Raw genomic sequence first — 21,789 nt, forward strand, 5'->3', positions numbered from 1 at the left:
CGTCATGTCGCTCAGAAGTTTTTCTTCAGGTCCATGCCCTGATACAGCGACGCGACCTGATCGCCGTAACCGTTGAACATCAGCGTCTTACGCTTCGGCGTAAAAAACCCGTCTTCGCCGATGCGCCGCTCGGTCGCCTGGCTCCAGCGCGGGTGGTCGACATTCGGGTTCACGTTCGAATAAAACCCGTACTCGCTCGACGCGTACGTGTTCCAGCTCGTCGGCGGCTGCTTCTCGACAAAGCGGATTTTCACGAGCGACTTCGCGCTCTTGAAGCCGTATTTCCAAGGCACCACGATGCGAACCGGCGCGCCGTTCTGATTCGGCAGCACCTGACCATAGACGCCCATCGTGAGCAGCGTGAGCGGATTCATCGCCTCGTCCATGCGCAGGCCTTCGGAGTAAGGCCAGTCGAGTATCGGCGTGGAAAGCCCCGGCATCTGCGACGGATCCGCGAGCGTGATGAACTGTACGTATTTCGCGTTGCCGGTCGGCTGCACGCGCTTGATCAACTCCGCGAGCGGCACGCCGATCCACGGAATCACCATCGACCAACCTTCGACGCAGCGCAGCCGATACACGCGCTCCTCGAGCGGCGCGAGTTTGAGCAACTCGTCGATGTCATACACCTTCGGGTTCTTGATTTCGCCTTCGACACTCACCTTCCACGGACGCGGACGCAGCGTGCCCGCGTGCTGCGCCGGGTCGGACTTATCGGTGCCGAACTCGTAGTAGTTGTTGTAGGTGGTGATGTCTTTGAACGGCGTGATCTTGTCGAGCGCGATGAACTTCGCGTTGGTCTTCGCGCTGAGCTTCTGCGCCTTCGGATCGGTCGACGTGTACGCAGCCAGCGCTTCGCCGTTCACGCCGATCAGACTGCCGAGCGCCAACGCGCCGGCCGCCTGCAGCACGCGCCGCCGGTTTTCGAAAATGTGCTGCGGCGTGATTTCGCTGCGAGCGATATCGTCGCCGGTGAGTTGAATCCTGTCGCTTCGCTTGATCCACATCGTGCTGCTCCTTGCGGCCCTTGCGTTGAAACATCTAACGGGGCCAGGTGATGATCGCTCGTCGGGCTATCCATGCGCGCTCTATAAAACAAACACATTCGATGCGCAAATATTCCGCCAGCCATAAAAAAACCGCCGGTGTGAAACACGCGGCGGTTCTTTGTCGGTCGAGAACGGCGGATATTACAGCTTGCCGTAACTATGCAGCCCCGACAGAAACATATTCACGCCGAGGAACGCAAACGTCGTGACCAGCAGGCCGGTCAGCGCCCACCATGCGGCAACCGCGCCGCGCAGCCCCTTCATCAGACGCATATGCAGCCAGGCCGCGTAATTCAGCCAGACGATCAGCGCCCACGTTTCCTTCGGGTCCCAGCTCCAGTAACCGCCCCACGCTTCGGCTGCCCACAGCGCGCCGAGAATCGTCGCGATCGTGAAGAACGCGAAACCGACGGCGATCGACTTGTACATGACGTCGTCGAGCACTTCGAGCGCCGGCAGACGATCGGCCAGCACGCCGCGCTCCTTGGCGAGATACGCGACCGCCACCATCGCCGACAACGCAAAACTGCCGTAGCCGATGAAGTTCGCGGGCACGTGGATCTTCATCCACCAGCTTTGCAGAGCCGGAACGAGCGGCTGGATCTGCTGCGCGTCGCGGGCAACCGAGTACCACATCAGGAAGCCGACGGCGGCGCTGATCACGAGCAGAACGAAGGCGCCGAGCGCGCGCGTGTTGTAGTGCTGCTCGTAGTACAAATAGAAGAGCGCGGTGATGAGGCTGAACAGCACGAACACTTCGTACAGGTTCGAGATAGGAATATGGCCGACGTCCGCGCCGATCAGATACGACTCGTACCAGCGCACCATCAGACCGACAAACCCCATCAGCACCGCAACCCACGTCATGCGCGAGCCGATCGCGCCGCCCGTGGGCGAGCGCGACAGCAAGCCGATCCAGTAGAACACAGTCGCGAAGACGAAGAGCGCGCTCATCCACAGAATCGCGGACTGGCTCGACAGGAAGTATTTCAGGAAGAACGCGTTATCGGCGCGGCTCAGATCGCCGTGATAAATCTGGATGGCCAGCAGCGACAGCGCCGCGATTCCCGCCATCAGCGGACGCACCGGTTTCCAGCGCCAGCCGAGCACGACGAACACCGGCACTGAGCACACCAGCACCAGTTTGTCGTAGTAATTCATGAACGGGTGATAGCGCGTCAGCGCGAACCCGGCGCCCGCGACCATCGCGAGGGCGAACAGCCAGTCGACAATGCCGAGCCGCTTCAGAAACGGCCGCTCGTCGTATTGAGCCGCGTTGAGCGCTTCGTCCGCGGCCGCCCTGGCAGGCCGGGAGGAGGAAGGAGAGGATGAGGAAACCTGAGTCAAGTCCATGGTATTACCGGGTCGAATCTTGTGAGCTTGCGGACTGCGCGCCCGCGTTGCCGGATGCTGGATCAGCGGGTTTCGCGCCCAGCGCGGCGCCGACCGCGTCGCGCGTCTGAGCAAATTCTTTCTCGAAGTCGAGCGTCTTGCGGGCGCTCGACATTGCCATCACGACATGCGTGCCCTGCTCACTATCTTTGAGCCAGAACCAGAGGCGCCGTTCGCGGACGTAGAACATCGAGAAGATGCCCAATACGAGGAGCAGGCTGCCAAGATACACGACTTTTTTGCCGGGCGCGCGCGTCAGCTGAAATACCGAGGCTTGCACCTGCTTGAAGGAATCGAGCTGCAAGTAGACCGGCGATCCATACAAAAAGCTGTCCGATAGCGCGTTGATCGAGCTTTGGACGAAGCGGCTCGCGTCCGCGTTCGCGTCTGCCTGCGGCTCGCCGAGTTGCTGGCGCGACAGTTGCCACAGGTCCCACATCGAGCCTTCCAGCATACGCAGCAGCAAACCCGCGGCCTTTTCCTGCTCGGCCTTCGGCACCGAATGGTCGATGAATCCGGCGATCGCCTGGAAGCCGCCCACCGGCTGGCCGTTCGGCATCTTGACGCTTGTGTCTGCGCCGGCAAAAAGGGTCAGCACGCGCAGCGCGCTTTCTTCCAGGTGCTGCTGCAATTCGGTGTTCGCTTCGGGCACCGAACGCTGCGCGAAGCGGCGAGCGGCTTGCGCGCGCGCCCCCGGATTTTCCAGCGTGGCGCGCAGGTTCATCCACTCCTTGACGGTGCCGCCGCTGTCCGCGGGAATGCGCAGGTAGCGGAACGGATCGTCGGGATTCAGGCGCATGCCGGCGAGGAAGAACCGCTCGCCGCCCACCGTGACCGGCAGCATGTAGTTGTTGTACTCGCGCGCCTGGCCGTCCTTGTCGCGCACCTTGTACTGCACCGAAGGGCCGACGTTGTGCAGCTCGAGCGGCTTCGAAGTCTTCGCGCCGGAGCCGAGCCGCTCGTCGAACGCTTCCTTCAGCGAGCGGTGCGCGGCGACGCCGCGAGCATCCGTCTGGCCGTTGGCGTTCGAAATGTTTTCGACGTTGATCGCGCGGAAATCGGTGAACTCGACCGTCTGGCCGTCTGCAAGCGGCGTCGCGGAACTCAACGGCGCATTGCCGCCGATCGCGCCGCCGAACGGCGCGGTTGCCGCGCTTGCGCCGGTCATCGGAAACGCGGTCATCTGCATTTGCGAGCCGCCGTCCTGGAAGCTCGATTGATAGATCGACACGCCATCGTACTCGAACGGCTTGTTCACCTCGATGCGCGCCGGCACGCGGGCGCCGGTCTTGTGATCGACCACGACGATGTCGCTCGCGAACAGCTTGGGCATGCCCGTCGAGTAATAGTCGACGATGAACTTTTGCAGCTCGATCGAGAACGGCAAGTCCTGAATCAGCGAGCCGTCCGGCTGGTTCAGAATCGCCGTCGACACGTGCTGCCCTTCCGGCACCCACGCGTAACCGCGGAACGTCGGGTTGGACTGCGACAGACGGTGTTCCGGAGGAATGTCGTTGATGACCGTGTTCGCGCGGATCGGCGACTTGTCGAAGAGCCACATTTGCAGCTTGATCGGCAGATTGCTGTCGAGCAGGCCACCCAGGCAGATCACCACGATTGCAATGTGCGCGGAAATGTAGCCGAGCTTGGTCAACGCGCCGCGTTTGGCCGCGATCAGCGTCGCGCCCTCGGACTCCCGCGTGACGAACTTATAGCCGAGTTTCGCCGATAGTTTCGCGAGCACCGCCGCGGTCTGCGCCCGCGTGCCGTGCACCGCGAATTCGCCCTTGTGATGGAATGCGCGCAGGCTGGCTTCGCGGACCTTGTCTTTCCAGCTCTTCGTGTCGGCGATCATTTTCGGCGCGTTGCGGATCACGCACAGCGACACCGACACCATCAGAAAGCCGAGAATCAGCATGAACCACCACGAGCTGTAGACCGTGTAGAGGCTCAGCGAGCGGAAGATGTCGGCCCAGAAAGGACCGAACTGATTGACGTAGTTGGGGTAGGGATCGTCCTGCGTGAGAACGGTGCCGATGATGCTGGCGATCGACAGAATCACAAGCAGCGCAATGGCAAAACGCATCGAACTCAATACTTCGATGACGCTGCGCAAGACGCGATTGCCCGACTTCGACTGCAAACCCGACGTGGTGACGCTCATTCATACTCCGACTGAACAGCAAAAAAGGGTGAAGGGCGATCGTAGATACGACGCCCCCACCCTTTTCTTGTTTTTCACCGGCCTCGACGGGCCGGTTGCACTTGCGCGCGAACCTCTTAGTGCAGGCCCGCGATGTAATCGGCAACAGCCTTTATCTCGCTGTCCGACAGACGCGTTGCGACAGCATGCATCGCCTCGTTGTTATTGCGCGCGCCCGGACCTTGTGTGAACGCGTTCAACTGCGCCACTGTGTACTCCGCCCATTGTCCCGACAAACGCGGATATTGCGACGGAATACCTTGACCCGTGGGCCCGTGACAGCTTGCACATGCCGGCACGCCCTTGTCGGCGATACCGCCACGATAGATCTTCTGCCCGAGCGGCACGGTATTCTTGTTGTGCGCATAGCCGGGCTTCGGAGCCTGCGTCGCGAAATAGGCAGCGACGTTGACCATGTCCTGATCCGACAGCGCTGACGCCATGCCCGTCATGATCGCATTGTTGCGCACGGGCTGCTTGGCGCCGGGCTGCAGCTTGAAATCCTTGAGTTGTTTGACGAGATAGTCGGGATGCTGACCCGCGAGCTTCGGATAGGCACCGCCGGCGCTATTACCGTCTGCGCCGTGACACGACGCGCAAACCTGCACCGCGATTGCCTGCCCCCGGTTGATGTCCGGCTTTGCCGGATCTGCTGCTCGTGCCTGAATTGCCAAACCTGAAAGACCTGCCGCTAGCTGAAACACCATCAGAGCCTTGCACAGTCGATTCATTCGCACACCCTGTCTCGTCTTGTGGGATTTTAGAGGTTTTGCACAATACGACGGCGACCCAAGTGACCGCCAGGAGCCGCCGAGGCACGCGGGCTGGCCCCCTCAGGTTTTCAGTAAACCATCGTATTGTACAATAACTCGCTAATCGCTAAGACGCCAGTCGGGCTTGACCCGTCCCCACTCCGGGTTCCCCGGCGTCTCGAATTCTGGCCTGCTCATGTCCTTCCTGCTCCACCAATCGCGCTTCTTCACGACCGTCAATCACCTGCGCGATCTGCCTGCCACCGCTCAGCCCGAGATCGCTTTCGCGGGGCGCTCGAACGCGGGCAAATCGACGGCTATCAACATTCTGTGCAATCAGAAGCGGCTGGCATTCGCGAGTAAAACGCCGGGGCGCACGCAGCACATCAATTACTTTTCGGTCGGACGCGAGGACGAACCGGTCGCCCATCTGGTCGACCTGCCGGGCTACGGCTACGCCGAAGTGCCCGGCGCGGCGAAGGCTCACTGGGAGGCGCTGCTTTCCACGTACCTGCAGTCGCGCTCGCAATTGCGCGGCATGATTCTGATGATGGATTCGCGCCGTCCGTTGACCGATCTGGACCGGCGAATGATCGAGTGGTTCGCGCCGACCGGCAAGCCGATTCACGCACTCCTGACCAAATGCGACAAATTGACGCGCCAGGAAAGTGTGAATGCGTTGCGCACAACGCAGAAGGGTTTCGCCGAGTATCGTGCCGCGGGCTACCAGGGCGAACTGACGGCGCAGCTTTTTTCGGCGCTCAAGCGTGTCGGTATCGACGAGGCGCATGAATTGGTCGAAAGCTGGCTGATCCCCGGCGCCAAAGGCGAAACGGACGCCGCGCAGTAAGCCGAGTCCTGGTTTTCGAATCGGGGAAAGCGCCGTTTTCGTCGGCGCATAAAAAAACCCGCCGCATTAACGGCGGGTCAAACAGCCTAATCGAAAAACGACAGGCACCCGCTCAGGGAGGAGAAGCGGGGAGGTCAGCGCCAGGCGCCTTGCTCGATCGGTATGATATACCATTGTCTTGAAAAGTTTCCGCGAGTGGCCGCCGACCGTTGGTGCCGCTCGTGTCACCGCCCCACTCAAGACACTCACGTTTTCTATCCCACATGAGCTTCTACCCGCACTATCGCCCGCGCCGCATGCGCCGCGACGACTTTTCGCGCCGTCTGATGCGCGAAAACATTCTCACCACCAACGACCTGATCTATCCCGTGTTCGTGGTCGAGGGCACCAATATTCGCCAAGCGGTGCCGTCGATGCCCGGCGTCGATCGCGTTTCCGTCGACCTGCTGATGAAAGTCGCCGAGCAATGCGTCGAGCTGGGCGTGCCCGTGCTGTCGCTGTTTCCGGCGATCGAGCCGTCGCTGAAAACGCCCGATGGCCGCGAGGCGGCGAACCCCGCGGGCCTCATCCCGCGCGCGGTTCGCGAACTCAAGAAGCACTTCCCTGAGCTCGGCGTGCTGACCGACGTCGCGCTCGATCCGTACACGAGCCACGGCCAGGACGGCGTGCTCGACGAGACCGGCTACGTGATCAACGACGAAACCGTCGAAATCCTGATCGAACAGGCGCGCGCGCAGGCCGAGGCCGGTGTCGATATCGTTGCGCCGTCGGACATGATGGACGGCCGCATTGGCGCCATCCGCGAAATGCTGGAAAGCGAGGACCATGTGCATACGCGGATCATGGCTTACGCGGCCAAGTTCGCGTCCGCGTTCTACGGCCCGTTCCGTGACGCCGTGGGCTCGGCCACAAACCTCGGCAAAAGCAACAAGATGACGTACCAGATGGACCCGGCGAATTCGAACGAAGCGCTGCGCGAAGTCCAGGCGGACATCAACGAAGGCGCCGATATGGTGATGGTCAAGCCGGGCATGCCGTATCTCGACATCGTGCGTCGCGTGAAGGACGAATTCCAGTTCCCGACCTACGTCTATCAGGTCAGCGGCGAGTACGCGATGCTGAAAGCGGCGGCCCAGAACGGCTGGCTCGATCACGACAAGGCGATGATGGAATCGCTGCTCGCGTTCAAGCGTGCGGGCGCGGACGGCGTTCTGACGTATTTCGCGCTGGATGCGGCGCGGATTCTGCGGTCGCAGAAGTGAGTTGGGTTGGGTTTTAGGTTAGCGGGTGTAGCGAAGAACTCGCTAGAAATGGAAAACGGAGGCGGACTTTGAGTCGCGCCTCCGTTTTTTTTTTGCGTTCACCGGGCGTAAGCCCCGCGCGTTGCACATCGTCGTGTGATTTGCGTGCGATCAGGTCTGCGGCGCACTCGCCCGCTCGAGCGAACGCAGGAATTTGTCAGCCGATTCGTAACCGACGACGCGCAGCACCTCTTTGCCGCCGCGGTCGAAGAAGATAATCCCCGGCGGGCCGAAAAGGCCGAATCGCTTGAGCAGAGCCTGATCGTCGGCGTTATTGGCGGTGACGTCGGCGCGCAGCAGATTCATCTGCTTTAACTTCGCGTGGACGCGCGGATCGCTGAAGGTGAATTTTTCCATCTCTTTGCAGCTTACGCACCAGTCCGCGTAAAAATCGAGCATGGCGGGCTGTGCCGCCGCTTTGACAGCGCCGTCCAATTCCGCCGATGAACGCACCGCCTGGAACGCCAGATCGTCGTGCGACGCGGTTTGAGGCGCGCCAGCCACAGACGTAGCGGCCGGCGCCGCCGACCGCGACGCCAGCACGGCGAGCGGACGCAATGGATCGGACGAACCCGCAGCAAGTCCGACCAGCAGCACGGCCGCCCAAACAGCGAGGGCCGCGCCGATGCCGCGTCCAAGCCGCCGCCATATCGACGCCTGAACGCCAGGCGCGGAAAAAAGGCCCAAGCATGCGGCGGCGATCAGCAACCAGAGCGCGCAGAGCAACATCGTGGCGGTTGCTCCAAGCACGGGCCACACGATCCACAGCGCCGCGGCGAGCAGCACGACGCCGAACAGCACCTTGATGTCGTCCATCCATGCGCCGGCGCGCGGCAGCAAAGTCCCGGCGCCGAGACCGACAATCATCAGGGGCACGCCAAGCCCCAGCCCCATTGCGAACAGCGCCGCGCCGCCGAGCACCGCGCTCCCCGTATGCGCGATGAAGGCCAGCACCGCGAAAAGCGGCGCAGTCATGCAGGCGCCGACCACCAGTGCCGACAGCGCGCCCATTCCGGCGACGGCTGCGAACTTGCCGCCCGAACGTCCCGCCGACGCGTGCGACGCGCCTTCCTGCCAGCGCTGCGGCAACGCGATGTCAAACCCGGCGATCAGCGTGAGTGCGAAAATAGTCAGCAGCACGCCGAACGCGCCCAACACCCACGGATTCTGCAGCCAGGCGCCAAGACTCTGCCCGACCAGCGCGGCGGCAATGCCGAGCGCGGTGTAGACGAGCGCCATCCCGATGACATAGGCCAGCGACAGCGCGAAGCCGCGCGCCCGCGTGACCCGCGCGCCTTCACCGATGATGATCGCCGACAGGATCGGAATCATCGGATAGGAACACGGCAGCAGGCTCAGCACGATGCCCGCAACGAAGTAAAGCCCAATGATCGCGAGGAAGCCTCCGCCTTGCAGCAGCGATTGCGCGTAGTCGGCGCTGGTGGCGCGCTCGTACCAAGGCGCGTCGTTTGCCGCGGATTGCGGCGCAGCCGCGCTGCCGGCCGGCAGCAGCGCCGCGCCGCTGACGTGGTAGACGCGCTCCATCGGCGGATAACAGATGCCGGCGTCCGCGCAGCCTTGCGATGTGACCGCCAGATCGAACCCACCTGCGGCCTGCTTCACGGGAATCCGGATCGTCAGTTCGTTGCGATACGTCTCAACGTTCTTGTTGAACGTCTGATCGAACTTGATATGACCCGCCGGCAACTGCGGTTCGCCGATCGTCGCGTTTCCGTTGCGGGCCGCAAATGCGAAGCGCTCGCGGTACATGTAGTAGCCGTCCGCGATCTTGTAGGTCACGTCGACCTCGCCGGGCTTCTCGGTCGCGCTGAATTTGAAGGCGACGGCAGGATCGAGGAAGTCGTCCGAAGCGCGGGCAAGCGTGCCGAACTGCGCGAGAATCAGGCACGCGAAAACGAGGAGGGCGGTACGCAACGCGTGGCGCGCGCGTCGGTTGAGACCGTTAAACATGTAGGGGACGTTGGGTTTCAGAAGTGATCCACCGGCCATAGGCGGCCGATGCGGCAGCTTGCCATGACAGGATTTCCGGCGTGTCGTAGGGATGGTTTGCCTGTAGGTACTGCTCGAGCTCAAGCACGCGGGCGGCGCTGGTCTTGAACAGCAGCTGGATTTCTTGCGCCGTTTCTAGCTGACCCTGCCAATGGTAACTGGACTGCACCGGGCCGAGCTGCGTGACGCATGCACACAGGCGTGCGGCCAATGCGTCCGCGGCCAGCTTCTGTGCAGCGGCCGCATCGGGCACCGTCGTGAGAAGGAGAGTCACATTCACGTTCACAGCAAGCTCCAGCCAGGCACAATTTGGGTGTCAATATCGTATCACCTGGTCTTGGACCGCCGCTGGCTGCCCGACCGCGTGGACGCGAGGATGCGGCGTTTCGCCGCCTGTGCCAGCGCGCCTACTACGCCTGCCGCCATAAACAAAAAAGCCAGGCTGTGAGCCTGGCTTTCTTCTGTGCTATCAGCGCTTCAAAGCTTATTCAGCTTCTTGCACTTCGACTTCTTCAACTTCCGGACGATCGAGCAGTTCGACCAGAGCCATCGGTGCGTTGTCGCCGACGCGGAAGCCAAACTTCAGCACGCGCAGGTAGCCGCCCGGACGGGTAGCGTAACGCGGGCCGAGGACTTCAAACAGCTTCGTGACCGAGTCACGATCGCGCAGGCGGTTGAACGCCAGACGACGGTTTGCCAGCGACGGCTTCTTGCCGAGCGTGATCAGCGGCTCGACGACTTTACGGAGTTCTTTCGCCTTCGGCAGCGTGGTCTTGATGACTTCGTGCTCGATCAGCGAGTTGGACATGTTACGGAGCATTGCCAGACGGTGGCTGCTCGTGCGGTTCAGTTTCCGCAGACCATGACGGTGACGCATGTTAATTCCTTCGATTCAAAGTTTTGATCCAGCTCTTCTATCGCGCTCGATCTACCAAAGTAGCGAGTGCACGGGCCGGTAGTGAAAAAAGACAAGACGCGGATTTTAAAGGAAAATCCGCGTCTTTGCCAGTACAGCGGCGGGCTCTGCCCCGGATGACTGCCGAGTTACTTGTCCAGCCCTGCGGGCGGCCAGTTTTCCAGCTTCATGCCGAGCGTCAAACCACGCGACGCCAAGACTTCCTTGATTTCGTTCAACGACTTGCGGCCCAGGTTCGGCGTCTTGAGCAACTCGTTTTCCGTGCGCTGGATCAGATCGCCGATGTAGTAGATGTTCTCGGCCTTCAGGCAGTTCGCGGAACGAACCGTGAGTTCGAGATCATCGACCGGACGCAGCAGGATCGGATCGATCTGCGGTGCGCGCGACGGCGCTTCAGCCGTTGCTTCGGTGCCTTCCAGTGCAGCGAACACCGACAGCTGATCGACCAGAATGCGCGCCGATTGACGGATCGCTTCTTCCGGCGAAATCACACCGTTCGTTTCGATGTTCATCACGAGCTTGTCGAGGTCGGTACGCTGTTCGACGCGAGCGCTTTCAACGGCGTAGCTCACGCGGCGAACCGGCGAGAACGACGCGTCCAGCACGATACGGCCGATAATCTTGGCCGACTCCTCGCCATAACGACGCACATTGCCCGGCACGTAGCCGCGGCCCTTCTCAACCTTGATCTGAACGTCGAGCTTGCCGCCCTTCGACAGATGCGCGATCACGTGGTCAGGGTTGATCACTTCGCAGTCGTGCGCCAGCTCGATGTCGCCAGCGGTCACAACGCCTTCGCCTTCCTTGCGCAGCGTAACCGTCACTTCGTCACGGTTATGCAGCTTGAACACCACGCCCTTCAGGTTCAACAACAGGTTGACCACGTCCTCTTGCACACCGTCGAGCGTCGAATATTCATGTACGACGCCTGCGATCGTCACTTCGGTCGGCGCATAGCCGATCATGGACGACAGCAGCACGCGCCGAAGCGCGTTACCCAAGGTGTGGCCGTAACCGCGTTCAAACGGTTCCATGACCACTTTCGCGTGGCTTTCGCCCAGCGATTCAACTGCGATGATCTTGGGCTTCAACAAACTGGTTTGCATAGGTTTTCCTTTTCAATACCCTCGGCTCGTTACACCGATAAGGCTGACCGGTAACAACCTGAAAATAAACAGCCGAGACGCCCCCTTGCGCAACGCAACGAGGTGCCCCGGCCGTTAATCCGATTACCGCGAATACAATTCGACGATCAGGCTTTCGTTGATATCGCCAGCGATGTCGCTGCGTTCCGGCTTGGACTTGAACGTGCCTTCGAACTTCTTCGAATCCACGGCGACCCAGCTCGGCATGCCGCCTTGCTCAGCCAGCGACAGCGCTTCGAGAATACGCGCTTGCTTCTTCTTCTGTTCGCGCACTGCGACGACGTCGCCTGCCTTCACTTGCATCGACGGGATGTTCGACACGACGCCGTTCACCGTGATCGCCTTGTGGCTCACCAGCTGACGCGCTTCAGCACGCGTCGAACCGAAGCCCATGCGGTACACGACGTTATCCAGACGCGACTCGAGCAATTGCAGCAGGTTTTCACCCGTGTTGCCCTTCAGACGGTCGGCTTCGGCGAAGTAACGGCGGAATTGACGCTCCAGAACACCGTAGATACGCTTCACTTTTTGCTTTTCGCGCAGCTGCGTGCCGTAGTCGGACGTACGCGCACCCGAGGTGCGGCCATGCTGGCCGGGCTTGCTGTCAAGCTTGCACTTGTCAGCGAGCGAACGACGGGCGCTCTTCAGGAAGAGGTCAGTGCCTTCACGGCGGGACAGCTTGGCCTTAGGGCCGATATAACGTGCCACGTTGATTCCTTCGTTGATTGATCACGCGAATGCTCGCACTCGCGCTAGTCCGAACCCTTTGGGTCGAACGGTGGGCTTAGTCAATTCAATAGCGCAAGCAGCCTGTTTCGCCGGTCACTTGAACCAGCGGCAACAGGCGCTAGCGAAAACAGCGTCTTAGATACGACGACGCTTCGGCGGACGGCAGCCGTTGTGCGGGACCGGGGTCACGTCGGAGATTGCCGTGATCTTGATGCCAAGACCATGCAACGCGCGCACCGCCGATTCACGGCCAGGACCGGGGCCCTTGATCCGCACTTCGAGGTTCTTCACGCCGTATTCCATCGCCACGCGGCCAGCCGATTCGGCCGCCACCTGAGCTGCAAACGGGGTCGATTTACGCGAACCCTTGAAGCCCTGACCACCCGACGTTGCCCAGGCAAGTGCATTGCCTTGACGATCGGTGATCGTGATGATGGTGTTGTTGAACGACGCGTGAACGTGAACCACGCCCTCGGCGACGTTCTTCTTGACCTTCTTGCGAACGCGTTGCGCCGCGGAGTTGTTCGAAGCCTTAGCCATTACGTTTTCCTGTAACTGTCAGTTCCGCTTACTTCTTCAGCGATTGCGCTGCACGACGCGGACCCTTGCGCGTACGGGCATTCGTACGCGTACGTTGGCCGCGCAGGGGCAAGCCCTTACGATGCCGAACGCCACGGTAGCAGCCGAGATCCATCAGGCGCTTGATGTTCATCGTCGTTTCACGGCGCAGATCGCCTTCAACGATGAACTTGCCGACTTCTTCACGCAGCTTTTCGAGGTCTGCGTCGTTCAGGTCTTTGACCTTCTTCGAAAATGCCACACCAGCAGCGACGCAAATGTCGCGCGAGCGCGTGCGGCCGATACCGTAAATAGCCGTCAGGCCGATTTCAGTATGCTGGTGATTCGGGATGTTAACCCCTGCGATACGAGCCATTGTTTTTCCTCAAACAAAAAGCGCAAGCAAAAGCGCGGCGTTCAGCCTTGACGCTGTTTGTGGCGCGGATCAGAGCTGCAAATCACGCGCACAACGCCTTTGCGCTTGATGATCTTGCAATTGCGGCAAATGCGCTTAACCGATGCCATCACTTTCATGATATTACCCTTTTTTCAAATCACTTCGCCCGGAACACGATCCGCGCACGCGAGAGATCGTAAGGCGTCAATTCAACCGTCACCTTGTCGCCCGGCAGGATTCGGATGTAGTGCATCCGCATCTTGCCGGATATGTGTCCCAATACGACATGGCCGTTTTCCAGCTTCACCCTGAAGGTAGCATTAGGCAGGTTTTCGATGACTTCACCCTGCATCTGGATAACATCGTCTTTGGCCATAAGTCCTTTCAACGCATCGGGACGCCGCCGCCTTTGAAATTAGCCTTCTTCAGCAGCGATTCATACTGTTGCGACATAACGTACGACTGCACCTGCGCCATGAAATCCATTGTGACGACGACAATGATCAGCAGCGACGTTCCACCAAAATAAAACGGCACGTTCCAGCGCAGCACCAGAAACTCGGGCAGCAGGCAAACAAACACGATGTAGATCGCACCGGCCAGCGTCAGACGCGTGAGGATGCGGTCGATATATCGCGCCGTTTGATCGCCCGGGCGGATGCCAGGAACGAAAGCGCCACTCTTTTTCAGGTTGTCGGCCGTCTCTCTGCTGTTGAACACCAGCGCGGTGTAGAAAAAGCAGAAGAAAACGATCGCCAACGCGTACAGCAACACGTACACGGGCTGACCGGGCTTAATGGCCTCGGCCACGTTGTGCAGCGTGTCTGCGAACCAACTGGTGCGCGACCCCGAACTGAACCAGTTCAGGATGGTTGCCGGGAAGAGAATGATCGACGATGCGAAGATCGGCGGAATCACGCCCGACATGTTCAACTTCAGCGGCAAATGCGAAGATTGACCGCCGTAAATCTTGTTACCGACTTGCCGCTTCGCGTAGTTCACAAGGATCTTGCGCTGGCCGCGTTCGATGAACACCACCAGATACGTCACTGCGGCGATCAGCGCGACGACGATAATCGCCGAGATGATGCTCATCGAGCCGGTTCGCACCAGTTCGAAAAGACCACCGATTGCATTCGGGAAACCCGCTGCAATACCACCGAAAATGATGATCGAGATACCGTTGCCAAGCCCGCGCTCCGTGATCTGCTCACCCAGCCACATCAGGAACATCGTGCCCGTCACCAGCGTCACGACCGTCGTCAACCGAAACACCATTCCCGGATCGATCACCAGAGCCGGCTGATTTTCCAGGGCTACGGCAATACCGAAAGCCTGGAACGTTGCCAGCAGGACCGTGAAGATACGCGTGTACTGCGTGATCTTTCGTTGCCCCGCCTGCCCTTCCTTCTTCAACGCTTCGAGTTGCGGCGAGACAATTGCCAACAACTGCATGATGATCGACGCCGAGATATACGGCATGATCCCAAGCGCGAAAATCGTGAACCGCGAAAGCGCGCCACCCGAGAACATGTTGAACATGCCAAGGATGCCGCCCGACTGGCTCTGGAACAACTTCGCCAGCTGGTCCGGGTCGATACCCGGCACCGGAATGTGCGCGCCGACACGGTAGACGATCAGCGCCAGCAGCAGAAACACTGCTCGCCGACGCAGATCGCCAAACTTCGCCGCGCTGCGACCGGGTTTTGCGAGACTCGGGCTGTTAGCCAAGTACCTTCTCCGATGCAAATGCTAGTGACGGCAAAATAACTTGCGCGTTACTCGGCAAAAGAGCCGCCGGCTGCCTCGATAGCAGCGCGCGCACCCTTCGTCGCACCCAGACCCTTCACAACGATCTTGCGCTTCAGCTCGCCCGTCGCGATGATCTTGGCGCTCTTGATCAGCTCGCCGACCAGGCCGGCTTGCTTCAGAGCCAGCAGATCGATTTCGTCGACCGGCAGCTTTTCCAGATCCGAGAGACGCACTTCACCGACGAATTCCTTCGTCAGCGAGGTGAAGCCACGCTTCGGCAGGCGACGTTGCAGCGGCATTTGACCGCCTTCGAAGCCAACCTTGTGAAAGCCGCCCGAACGCGACTTCTGACCCTTGTGACCACGGCCAGCGGTCTTGCCGAGGCCAGAGCCGATACCGCGACCAACGCGACGCTTTGCGTGCTTCGCGCCTTCAGCCGGCTTCAGATCATTCAATTCCATTATCAACTCCTTGAGTCCTGGTCAGCCGCTTAGCTGATGACCTTAACGAGGTACGAAACCTTGTTGATCATGCCGCGCACGGCCGGCGTGTCCTGCAACTCGCTGACCGAGTTGAGTCGGCGCAGACCCAGGCCACGCACCGTTGCACGGTGCGTTTCACGGGTGCCGATCAGGCTCTTGACGAGCTGGACCTTGACAGTTTTTTCAGACATGGTGTCCACCTTAGCCCAGAATATCTTCGACGGACTTGCCGCGCTTCGCCGCGATGTCGCCCGGCGTGGACTGCTTGCGCAGACCGTCGAGCGTTGCACGAACGAGGTTGTACGGGTTCGTCGAGCCGTGGCTCTTGGCCACAACGTTCTGCACGCCCATCACGTCGAACACTGCGCGCATCGGGCCGCCGGCGATCACACCGGTACCGTCCTTCGCCGGAGCGAGGAGGACCATCGATGCGCCGTGCTTGCCGTGCACTTCGTGTTGCAGGGTACCGTTCTTAAGCGGCACCTTGAACATGTTGCGGCGGGCTTGTTCCATCGCCTTCTGGACAGCGACCGGCACTTCCTTCGCCTTGCCCTTGCCCATACCGACGCGGCCATCACCGTCGCCAACCACGGTCAGTGCGGCGAAGCCGAGAATACGGCCACCCTTCACGACCTTGGTCACGCGGTTGACCGAAATCATCTTTTCGCGCAGGCCGTCGTCGCGTTCGTCAGCCTGAACTTTCGCTTGCATCTTTGCCATGACGAATTCTTCCCTTAGAACTTGAGTCCGGCTTCGCGCGCCGCATCAGCCAGCGCTTTCACGCGGCCGTGGTAACGGAAACCCGAACGGTCGAAGGCGACGGATTCGATGCCGGCAGCCTTAGCCTTTTCTGCAATGCGCTTGCCAATCAGCGTGGCAGCGGCGACGTTGCCGCCCTTGCCCGTTTGATCAGCCAGTTGCGCACGCACTTCGGCCTCGAGCGTCGACGCGCTGGCGAGCACCTTGGTGCCGCACGGCGAGAACACTTGCGCATAGATGTGCGTGTTCGTGCGATGCACGGCGAGACGCGCGACCTGCAGCTCAGCGATCTTGATACGCGTCTGACGAGCGCGGCGCAGGCGAGATTGAGTCTTATCCATGATTGCGCACCCTTACTTCTTCTTCGTTTCTTTGAGGATCACGACCTCGTTGGCATAGCGCACGCCCTTGCCCTTGTAGGGCTCCGGCGGACGATAGCCGCGCACTTCTGCAGCGACCTGGCCAACTTTCTGCTTGTCGATCCCCTTGATCACGATTTCGGTTTGCGACGGGGTTTCAGCCTTCACGCCTTCCGGCATCTGGTGCACCACGGGGTGCGAGAAACCCAGCGACAGATTCAGCTTGTCGCCTTGCGCCTGTGCGCGGTAACCGACGCCTACCAGCGTCAGCTTGCGCTCGAAACCCTTCGTCACGCCGTTCACCATGTTCGCAACCAGTGCGCGCATCGTGCCCGACATCGCATTCGCTTCGCGGCTTTCGTCAACCGGCTCGATCTTCAGAATGCCGTTGTCGTTCACCACTTTCACGAGGCGGTTCGCCGCCTGCGTAATCGTACCCAGCGGGCCCTTGACGGTGATGCGATCATCGCTCAGGGCCACTTCTGCGCCTTGCAGCGCGATCGGGCTCTTACCTACTCGAGACATGTTTCTCTCCTTTCGGCCTTAAGCGACGTAGCAGATGACTTCGCCGCCAACGCCCGTTGCGCGCGCCTTGCGGTCCGTCATCACGCCCTTGGGCGTCGACACGATTGCCACGCCGAGGCCATTCATGACCACGGGGATGTCGTTACGGCCGCGGTACACACGCAGACCAGGCTTCGAAACGCGTTCAATGCGCTCGATGACCGGACGGCCGGCGTAGTACTTCAACACGATGTTCAATTCAGACTTCGCACCTTCGGACTTCACTGCGAAATCATCGATATAGCCTTCGTCCTTCAGGACCTGCGCAATCGCAACCTTGACTTTCGACGAGGGCATTGTCACCGAAACCTTCTCGACCATCTGCGCGTTGCGGATGCGAGTCAGCATATCGGCGATAGGATCACTCATGCTCATTTACGTTTCTCCTATTACCAGCTCGCCTTGGTCAGGCCAGGGATCTCGCCGCGGAACGCGATTTCGCGAATCTTGTTACGCGCCAGCCCGAATTTACGGAACGTGCCACGCGGGCGACCGGTAATCGCGCAACGATTGCGCTTACGGGTCGGGTTAGAGTTGCGCGGCAGTTGTTGCAGTTCCAGACGTGCTGCGTAATGCTCTTCGTCCGACTTGCTCATATCGCCGATGATCGCCTTCAACTCTGCACGCTTAGGCGCGTACTTAGCAGCGAGGCGAGCACGCTTCTTTTCACGTTCGATCAGTGCCAGTTTAGCCACGGTAACCTCAGTTTCTGAACGGGAACTTGAAGCTGGCGAGCAGAGCCTTTGCTTCGTCGTCGGTCTTCGCAGTCGTCGTGATGCTGATGTTCAGCCCACGCAGTGCGTCGATTTTGTCGTAGTCGATTTCGGGGAAAATGATCTGCTCTTTCACACCGATGTTGTAGTTGCCGCGACCATCGAACGCACGACCCGACACGCCACGGAAGTCGCGCACACGGGGGAGCGCAACCGTCACGAAACGGTCCAGGAATTCGTACATTGCCTGACCGCGCAACGTGACCATTGCACCGATCGGGTAGCCCTGACGGATCTTGAAGCCAGCGATTGCCTTGCGTGCCTTCGTGATCACAGGCTTCTGGCCTGCAATCTTCGTCAGGTCGCCAACGGCGTTTTCGATGATCTTCTTGTCAGCAACCGCTTCGCCAAGGCCCATGTTCAGGGTGATCTTGGTGATGCGCGGCACTTCCATCACGGACTTGTAACCGAACTTCTCGATGAGGCCGGGTACAACCTTTTCTTTGTAAAACTCTTGCAAACGAGCCATTTTTTTACTCCGCAGCGTCAGGCGCTCAGCTCGGCACCGGTCGTCTTAAGGAAACGAACTTTCTTGTCCCCTTCGACCTTGATGCCTACACGCGATGCCTTGCCATTCGCGTCGACCAATGCGACGTTCGAAATTTGCAGCGGCATCGTCTTGGCTTCCACACCACCCGTCGTACCCTTCATCGGGTTCGGCTTGACGTGTTTCTTGACGAGGTTGATACCCTCGACAATGACCTTGCCTTCGCCAACGGACAGCACGACGCCGCGCTTGCCTTTGTCTTTGCCGGTGATGACGATAACTTCGTCACCTTTGCGAATCTTGTTCATCGCGACTCCTTACAGCACTTCAGGTGCCAACGAAACGATCTTCATGAATCGTTCGCTACGCAACTCGCGCGTGACAGGCCCGAAAATACGGGTGCCAATAGGTTCGAGCTTGGCATTCAACAGCACTGCAGCATTGCCGTCGAACTTGATCAGCGAGCCGTCCTGACGGCGCACGCCCTTGGCGGTGCGAACCACCACGGCGTTATAAATTTCGCCTTTCTTCACGCGCCCGCGCGGCGTTGCTTCTTTGACGGTCACCTTGATGATGTCGCCAATGCTGGCATAACGACGCTTCGAGCCGCCGAGCACCTTGATGCACATGACTTCACGCGCACCCGTGTTGTCGGCCACTTCAAGCCGAGTTTCGGTCTGGATCATGGTTTATCTTTCCCAACTTAATCCGGTCACACCACCATGGCGTACCCGGTCAGTCTTGGTCCCGTCAGCCAATCGGCTGCTTGGGTTAGAACAGCAGCGACGGCAAACGAAACCCGCCATCGCAATCCGGTGAATCCTTCGGGACAGACTGGCGCCTGAACCGCTTCCCCCACCAACTTCGCCCGCGACGGGGCTCCCATAAAGAGGGAAGACCGAGATTATAACAAATAATCTCGGTCTTGCAAGCGAAATCTACTGCGATTTCAACTACTTCTACAGCTATGCGGCGTCAGATGACGCGAGCAGCCTCGACCAGGCGAGCCACAACCCAAGCCTTCGTCTTCGAAATCGGACGAGTTTCCTGGATTTCAACGAGGTCACCCTCGTTGTACGTGTTCGCGTCGTCGTGCGCGTGGTACTTCTTCGAGCGCACAACGTACTTGCCGTAGATCGGGTGCTTCACGCGGTGCTCAACCAGCACGGTGACCGTCTTGTCCATCTTGTTGCTGACGACCTTGCCGACCAGCGTCCGCTTGAGCGAGGTTTTTACGCTATCGTTCATTTCTGGTTCGCCTTCTCAGTCAGGACGGTCCGCACACGTGCGATGTCGCGACGAACCTTCTTCAGCTGGCTCGTGTTCGTGAGCTGCTGGGTCGCGAGTTGCATGCGCAGGCCGAATTGCGCCTTCAACAGGTCCGACAGCTCCTTGTTGAGCGCGGCCTGATCTTTCTGGTGAAGTTCGGAAGCCTTCATCATTTGCTCCTTAGGCGCCGAGCTGACGCACGATAAACGTCGTCTTCAGCGGCAGCTTAGCTGCAGCCAGACGGAACGCTTCGCGTGCCAGCTCTTCGGTTACGCCGTCCATTTCGTACAGCATCTTGCCCGGTTGAATCTCTGCGACGTAGTACTCAGGGTTACCTTTACCGTTACCCATACGTACTTCAGCCGGCTTGTGCGAGATCGGCTTGTCCGGGAAGATGCGGATCCAGATGCGGCCACCACGCTTGATGTGACGCGTCATTGCACGACGTGCCGCTTCGATCTGGCGCGCGGTCAGACGACCACGACCGATAGCCTTCAGGCCGAACTCACCGAACGACACCGCGTTACCGCGGGTAGCGACACCGGTGTTACGACCCTTCTGCTCTTTGCGATACTTTCTGCGTTTCGGTTGCAGCATCGTTATTCTCCAGTCTTCCCGTCGCCGCCGGCACCGCCAGCACGACGAGGAGCGCCACGGCGTGCACCTGCCGGGCCACCACCTTCACCATCGCGACGCGGACGGCGATCGCCACCCGGACGTGCGTTGCGGCGCGGACGCTTTTCTTCGGCGACTTCTTCAACCACCGGTGCGTCGTTGCGGCCGAGCGTGTCGCCCTTGTAGACCCACACCTTCACGCCGATGATGCCGTACGTCGTCTTCGCTTCCGAAGTTGCGTAGTCGATATCAGCACGCAGCGTATGAAGCGGCACGCGACCTTCGCGATACCATTCCGTACGAGCGATTTCGATACCGTTCAGACGGCCAGCGCTCATGATCTTGATGCCTTGGGCACCCAGACGCATCGCGTTTTGCATCGCACGCTTCATCGCGCGGCGGAACATAATCCGGCGCTCGAGCTGTTGCGTGATCGAATCCGCGATCAGTTGCGCGTCGGTTTCCGGCTTGCGAATTTCTTCGATGTTGACGTGAACCGGAACGCCCATGCGCTTTTGCAGCTCGGACTTCAGCAGTTCAATGTCTTCACCCTTCTTACCGATCACGACACCCGGACGCGAGCTGAAAATCGTGATGCGTGCGTTCTTTGCAGGACGCTCGATCACCACGCGGCCGACGGACGCGTTCTTCAGCTTCTTCTTCAGGTATTCACGAACACCGATGTCTTCCTGCAACATCGCCGCGAAATTGTTGTTGTTCGCGTACCAACGCGACGCCCAATTGCGGCTGACGGCCAAACGGAAGCCAGTCGGATGAATTTTCTGTCCCATCGTATGACCCCTTAATTCCCGACCGTCACAGTGATGTGACAGGATTGCTTCTCGATGCGGTTACCGCGGCCTTTAGCGCGCGCGGTGAAACGCTTGAGCGACGCAGCCTTGTCGATGTAGATGCTCGTGATCTTGAGCTCATCGATATCGGCGCCTTCGTTATGCTCCGCATTCGCGATCGCCGACAGCACGACCTTTTTCACGATTCCCGCAGCCTTCTTCGGCGAGAACGTCAGAACGTTCAGCGCCTTGTCGACCGGCAAACCGCGGATCTGGTCAGCCACAAGGCGCGTTTTCTGCGCCGAGATGCGGGCACCGCGATGAATTGCTTTCACTTCCATCATGAGCCCCTTATTTCTTAGCCTTCTTGTCGGCTGCATGACCCTTGAACGTACGGGTCAGTGCGAACTCGCCAAGCTTGTGGCCGACCATGTTTTCCGAGATGTACACCGGAACGTGTTGACGGCCGTTGTGAACGGCGATCGTCAGACCGATGAAATCCGGGAGGATCGTCGAGCGACGCGACCAGGTTTTGATCGGCTTCTTATCCCGCGAAGCTGCTGCCGCCTCAACTTTCTTCAGCAAATGGGCGTCGCAGAACGGACCTTTTTTTACAGAACGTGCCATTGCCTACTC

32 protein-coding genes are annotated in these 21,789 nt (G+C 59.9%); 2 read left to right on the forward strand and 30 right to left on the reverse strand.

Translation table 11 applies throughout. The features are described from left to right. Positions 1 to 11: 11 nt before the first annotated feature. From msrP to C8K18_RS28730, 4 genes are all read right to left on the reverse strand, one after another. Positions 12 to 1,007, reverse strand: coding sequence for a protein-methionine-sulfoxide reductase catalytic subunit MsrP (gene msrP / locus C8K18_RS28715; RefSeq protein ID WP_107710644.1), 996 nt, complete (start codon positions 1,005 to 1,007; stop codon positions 12 to 14). 183 nt (positions 1,008 to 1,190) lie between these two features. Continuing rightward, positions 1,191 to 2,402 (reverse strand): c-type cytochrome biogenesis protein CcsB, encoded by a 1,212-nt coding sequence (gene ccsB, locus C8K18_RS28720; protein ID WP_006052234.1) that lies wholly within the window; start codon positions 2,400 to 2,402, stop codon positions 1,191 to 1,193. A gap of 4 nt (positions 2,403 to 2,406) precedes the next feature. Continuing rightward, positions 2,407 to 4,605: a cytochrome c biogenesis protein ResB gene (locus C8K18_RS28725; protein WP_029971252.1), complete on the reverse strand. Its 2,199-nt coding sequence runs from the start codon at positions 4,603 to 4,605 to the stop codon at positions 2,407 to 2,409. Between the two features lie 116 nt (positions 4,606 to 4,721). Then, the gene (locus tag C8K18_RS28730; protein ID WP_107710645.1) at positions 4,722 to 5,375 is read right to left on the reverse strand and encodes a cytochrome c; all 654 of its coding nucleotides are present in this window, start codon (positions 5,373 to 5,375) and stop codon (positions 4,722 to 4,724) included. A gap of 217 nt (positions 5,376 to 5,592) precedes the next feature. Between C8K18_RS28730 and yihA the strand changes: the two genes are divergently transcribed. Then, positions 5,593 to 6,246 carry a ribosome biogenesis GTP-binding protein YihA/YsxC gene (yihA, locus tag C8K18_RS28735; protein WP_006052231.1) on the forward strand — a complete coding sequence of 218 codons (654 nt, stop codon included), beginning with the start codon at positions 5,593 to 5,595 and terminating at the stop codon, positions 6,244 to 6,246. A gap of 263 nt (positions 6,247 to 6,509) precedes the next feature. Further along, positions 6,510 to 7,508, forward strand: coding sequence for a porphobilinogen synthase (gene hemB, locus C8K18_RS28740; protein WP_006052230.1), 999 nt, complete (start codon positions 6,510 to 6,512; stop codon positions 7,506 to 7,508). A gap of 150 nt (positions 7,509 to 7,658) precedes the next feature. Here the strand turns inward: hemB and dsbD are convergent, their stop codons facing one another. From dsbD to rpsS, 26 genes are all read right to left on the reverse strand, one after another. Continuing rightward, positions 7,659 to 9,518: a protein-disulfide reductase DsbD gene (dsbD, locus tag C8K18_RS28745; RefSeq protein WP_107710646.1), complete on the reverse strand. Its 1,860-nt coding sequence runs from the start codon at positions 9,516 to 9,518 to the stop codon at positions 7,659 to 7,661. Continuing rightward, positions 9,511 to 9,843 (reverse strand): divalent-cation tolerance protein CutA, encoded by a 333-nt coding sequence (gene cutA / locus C8K18_RS28750; RefSeq protein WP_107710647.1) that lies wholly within the window; start codon positions 9,841 to 9,843, stop codon positions 9,511 to 9,513. Before cutA ends, dsbD begins: the two co-directional genes overlap by 8 nt. 198 nt (positions 9,844 to 10,041) lie before the next feature. After that, positions 10,042 to 10,434: a 50S ribosomal protein L17 gene (rplQ, locus tag C8K18_RS28755; RefSeq protein ID WP_006052227.1), complete on the reverse strand. Its 393-nt coding sequence runs from the start codon at positions 10,432 to 10,434 to the stop codon at positions 10,042 to 10,044. 167 nt (positions 10,435 to 10,601) lie between these two features. Next, positions 10,602 to 11,579 carry a DNA-directed RNA polymerase subunit alpha gene (locus tag C8K18_RS28760; protein ID WP_006052226.1) on the reverse strand — a complete coding sequence of 326 codons (978 nt, stop codon included), beginning with the start codon at positions 11,577 to 11,579 and terminating at the stop codon, positions 10,602 to 10,604. A gap of 123 nt (positions 11,580 to 11,702) precedes the next feature. Then, complete coding sequence (gene rpsD, locus C8K18_RS28765) at positions 11,703 to 12,326, reverse strand: 30S ribosomal protein S4 (protein WP_006052225.1); 624 nt, start codon at positions 12,324 to 12,326, stop codon at positions 11,703 to 11,705. A 156-nt stretch (positions 12,327 to 12,482) separates the two neighbouring features. Beyond that, complete coding sequence (rpsK, locus tag C8K18_RS28770) at positions 12,483 to 12,887, reverse strand: 30S ribosomal protein S11 (RefSeq protein ID WP_006052224.1); 405 nt, start codon at positions 12,885 to 12,887, stop codon at positions 12,483 to 12,485. 28 nt (positions 12,888 to 12,915) lie between these two features. After that, positions 12,916 to 13,281, reverse strand: coding sequence for a 30S ribosomal protein S13 (gene rpsM / locus C8K18_RS28775; protein WP_006052223.1), 366 nt, complete (start codon positions 13,279 to 13,281; stop codon positions 12,916 to 12,918). 41 nt (positions 13,282 to 13,322) lie between these two features. Beyond that, positions 13,323 to 13,439, reverse strand: coding sequence for a 50S ribosomal protein L36 (rpmJ, locus tag C8K18_RS28780; protein WP_004199844.1), 117 nt, complete (start codon positions 13,437 to 13,439; stop codon positions 13,323 to 13,325). Positions 13,440 to 13,459: 20 nt separating this feature from the next. Further along, a complete protein-coding gene (gene infA / locus C8K18_RS28785; protein ID WP_004521905.1) occupies positions 13,460 to 13,678 on the reverse strand; it encodes a translation initiation factor IF-1 in 219 nt (72 codons plus the stop codon). An 8-nt stretch (positions 13,679 to 13,686) separates the two neighbouring features. Further along, the gene (gene secY, locus C8K18_RS28790) at positions 13,687 to 15,033 is read right to left on the reverse strand and encodes a preprotein translocase subunit SecY (RefSeq protein WP_006052222.1); all 1,347 of its coding nucleotides are present in this window, start codon (positions 15,031 to 15,033) and stop codon (positions 13,687 to 13,689) included. A gap of 47 nt (positions 15,034 to 15,080) precedes the next feature. Further along, positions 15,081 to 15,515: a 50S ribosomal protein L15 gene (gene rplO, locus C8K18_RS28795; RefSeq protein ID WP_006052221.1), complete on the reverse strand. Its 435-nt coding sequence runs from the start codon at positions 15,513 to 15,515 to the stop codon at positions 15,081 to 15,083. Between the two features lie 29 nt (positions 15,516 to 15,544). Next, on the reverse strand, positions 15,545 to 15,727 hold the full coding sequence (gene rpmD / locus C8K18_RS28800) for a 50S ribosomal protein L30 (RefSeq protein WP_006052220.1): 183 nt from the start codon (positions 15,725 to 15,727) through the stop codon (positions 15,545 to 15,547). Positions 15,728 to 15,737: 10 nt separating this feature from the next. Then, a complete protein-coding gene (gene rpsE, locus C8K18_RS28805; protein WP_006052219.1) occupies positions 15,738 to 16,256 on the reverse strand; it encodes a 30S ribosomal protein S5 in 519 nt (172 codons plus the stop codon). Between the two features lie 14 nt (positions 16,257 to 16,270). Then, positions 16,271 to 16,636: a 50S ribosomal protein L18 gene (gene rplR / locus C8K18_RS28810; protein ID WP_006052218.1), complete on the reverse strand. Its 366-nt coding sequence runs from the start codon at positions 16,634 to 16,636 to the stop codon at positions 16,271 to 16,273. 12 nt (positions 16,637 to 16,648) lie between these two features. Continuing rightward, positions 16,649 to 17,179, reverse strand: coding sequence for a 50S ribosomal protein L6 (gene rplF, locus C8K18_RS28815; protein ID WP_006052217.1), 531 nt, complete (start codon positions 17,177 to 17,179; stop codon positions 16,649 to 16,651). 18 nt (positions 17,180 to 17,197) lie between these two features. Further along, positions 17,198 to 17,593, reverse strand: a complete 396-nt coding sequence (gene rpsH, locus C8K18_RS28820; RefSeq protein WP_006052216.1) for a 30S ribosomal protein S8 — start codon at positions 17,591 to 17,593, stop codon at positions 17,198 to 17,200. Between the two features lie 14 nt (positions 17,594 to 17,607). After that, entirely contained in the window at positions 17,608 to 17,913 is a 306-nt protein-coding gene (gene rpsN, locus C8K18_RS28825; RefSeq protein ID WP_006052215.1) for a 30S ribosomal protein S14, read from the reverse strand. Between the two features lie 7 nt (positions 17,914 to 17,920). After that, on the reverse strand, positions 17,921 to 18,460 hold the full coding sequence (gene rplE, locus C8K18_RS28830; RefSeq protein WP_006052214.1) for a 50S ribosomal protein L5: 540 nt from the start codon (positions 18,458 to 18,460) through the stop codon (positions 17,921 to 17,923). Between the two features lie 17 nt (positions 18,461 to 18,477). Next, complete coding sequence (gene rplX / locus C8K18_RS28835) at positions 18,478 to 18,786, reverse strand: 50S ribosomal protein L24 (RefSeq protein ID WP_006052213.1); 309 nt, start codon at positions 18,784 to 18,786, stop codon at positions 18,478 to 18,480. Between the two features lie 9 nt (positions 18,787 to 18,795). Beyond that, positions 18,796 to 19,164 (reverse strand): 50S ribosomal protein L14, encoded by a 369-nt coding sequence (gene rplN, locus C8K18_RS28840; RefSeq protein WP_006052212.1) that lies wholly within the window; start codon positions 19,162 to 19,164, stop codon positions 18,796 to 18,798. 289 nt (positions 19,165 to 19,453) lie between these two features. Further along, positions 19,454 to 19,726 carry a 30S ribosomal protein S17 gene (gene rpsQ, locus C8K18_RS28845; protein WP_007180129.1) on the reverse strand — a complete coding sequence of 91 codons (273 nt, stop codon included), beginning with the start codon at positions 19,724 to 19,726 and terminating at the stop codon, positions 19,454 to 19,456. Then, on the reverse strand, positions 19,723 to 19,917 hold the full coding sequence (gene rpmC, locus C8K18_RS28850; protein ID WP_007180130.1) for a 50S ribosomal protein L29: 195 nt from the start codon (positions 19,915 to 19,917) through the stop codon (positions 19,723 to 19,725). Before rpmC ends, rpsQ begins: the two co-directional genes overlap by 4 nt. A gap of 10 nt (positions 19,918 to 19,927) precedes the next feature. Beyond that, complete coding sequence (gene rplP, locus C8K18_RS28855; protein WP_013340739.1) at positions 19,928 to 20,344, reverse strand: 50S ribosomal protein L16; 417 nt, start codon at positions 20,342 to 20,344, stop codon at positions 19,928 to 19,930. A gap of 2 nt (positions 20,345 to 20,346) precedes the next feature. Beyond that, positions 20,347 to 21,153 (reverse strand): 30S ribosomal protein S3, encoded by an 807-nt coding sequence (gene rpsC, locus C8K18_RS28860; protein ID WP_012434570.1) that lies wholly within the window; start codon positions 21,151 to 21,153, stop codon positions 20,347 to 20,349. Between the two features lie 11 nt (positions 21,154 to 21,164). Further along, a complete protein-coding gene (gene rplV, locus C8K18_RS28865; RefSeq protein WP_007180133.1) occupies positions 21,165 to 21,497 on the reverse strand; it encodes a 50S ribosomal protein L22 in 333 nt (110 codons plus the stop codon). Positions 21,498 to 21,504: 7 nt separating this feature from the next. Beyond that, positions 21,505 to 21,780 (reverse strand): 30S ribosomal protein S19, encoded by a 276-nt coding sequence (rpsS, locus tag C8K18_RS28870; RefSeq protein WP_004199273.1) that lies wholly within the window; start codon positions 21,778 to 21,780, stop codon positions 21,505 to 21,507. Between the last annotated feature and the right edge of the window lie 9 nt (positions 21,781 to 21,789).

It is taken from the genome of Paraburkholderia sp. GV068, from assembly GCF_003058125.1.
GTDB lineage: Bacteria > Pseudomonadota > Gammaproteobacteria > Burkholderiales > Burkholderiaceae > Paraburkholderia > Paraburkholderia graminis.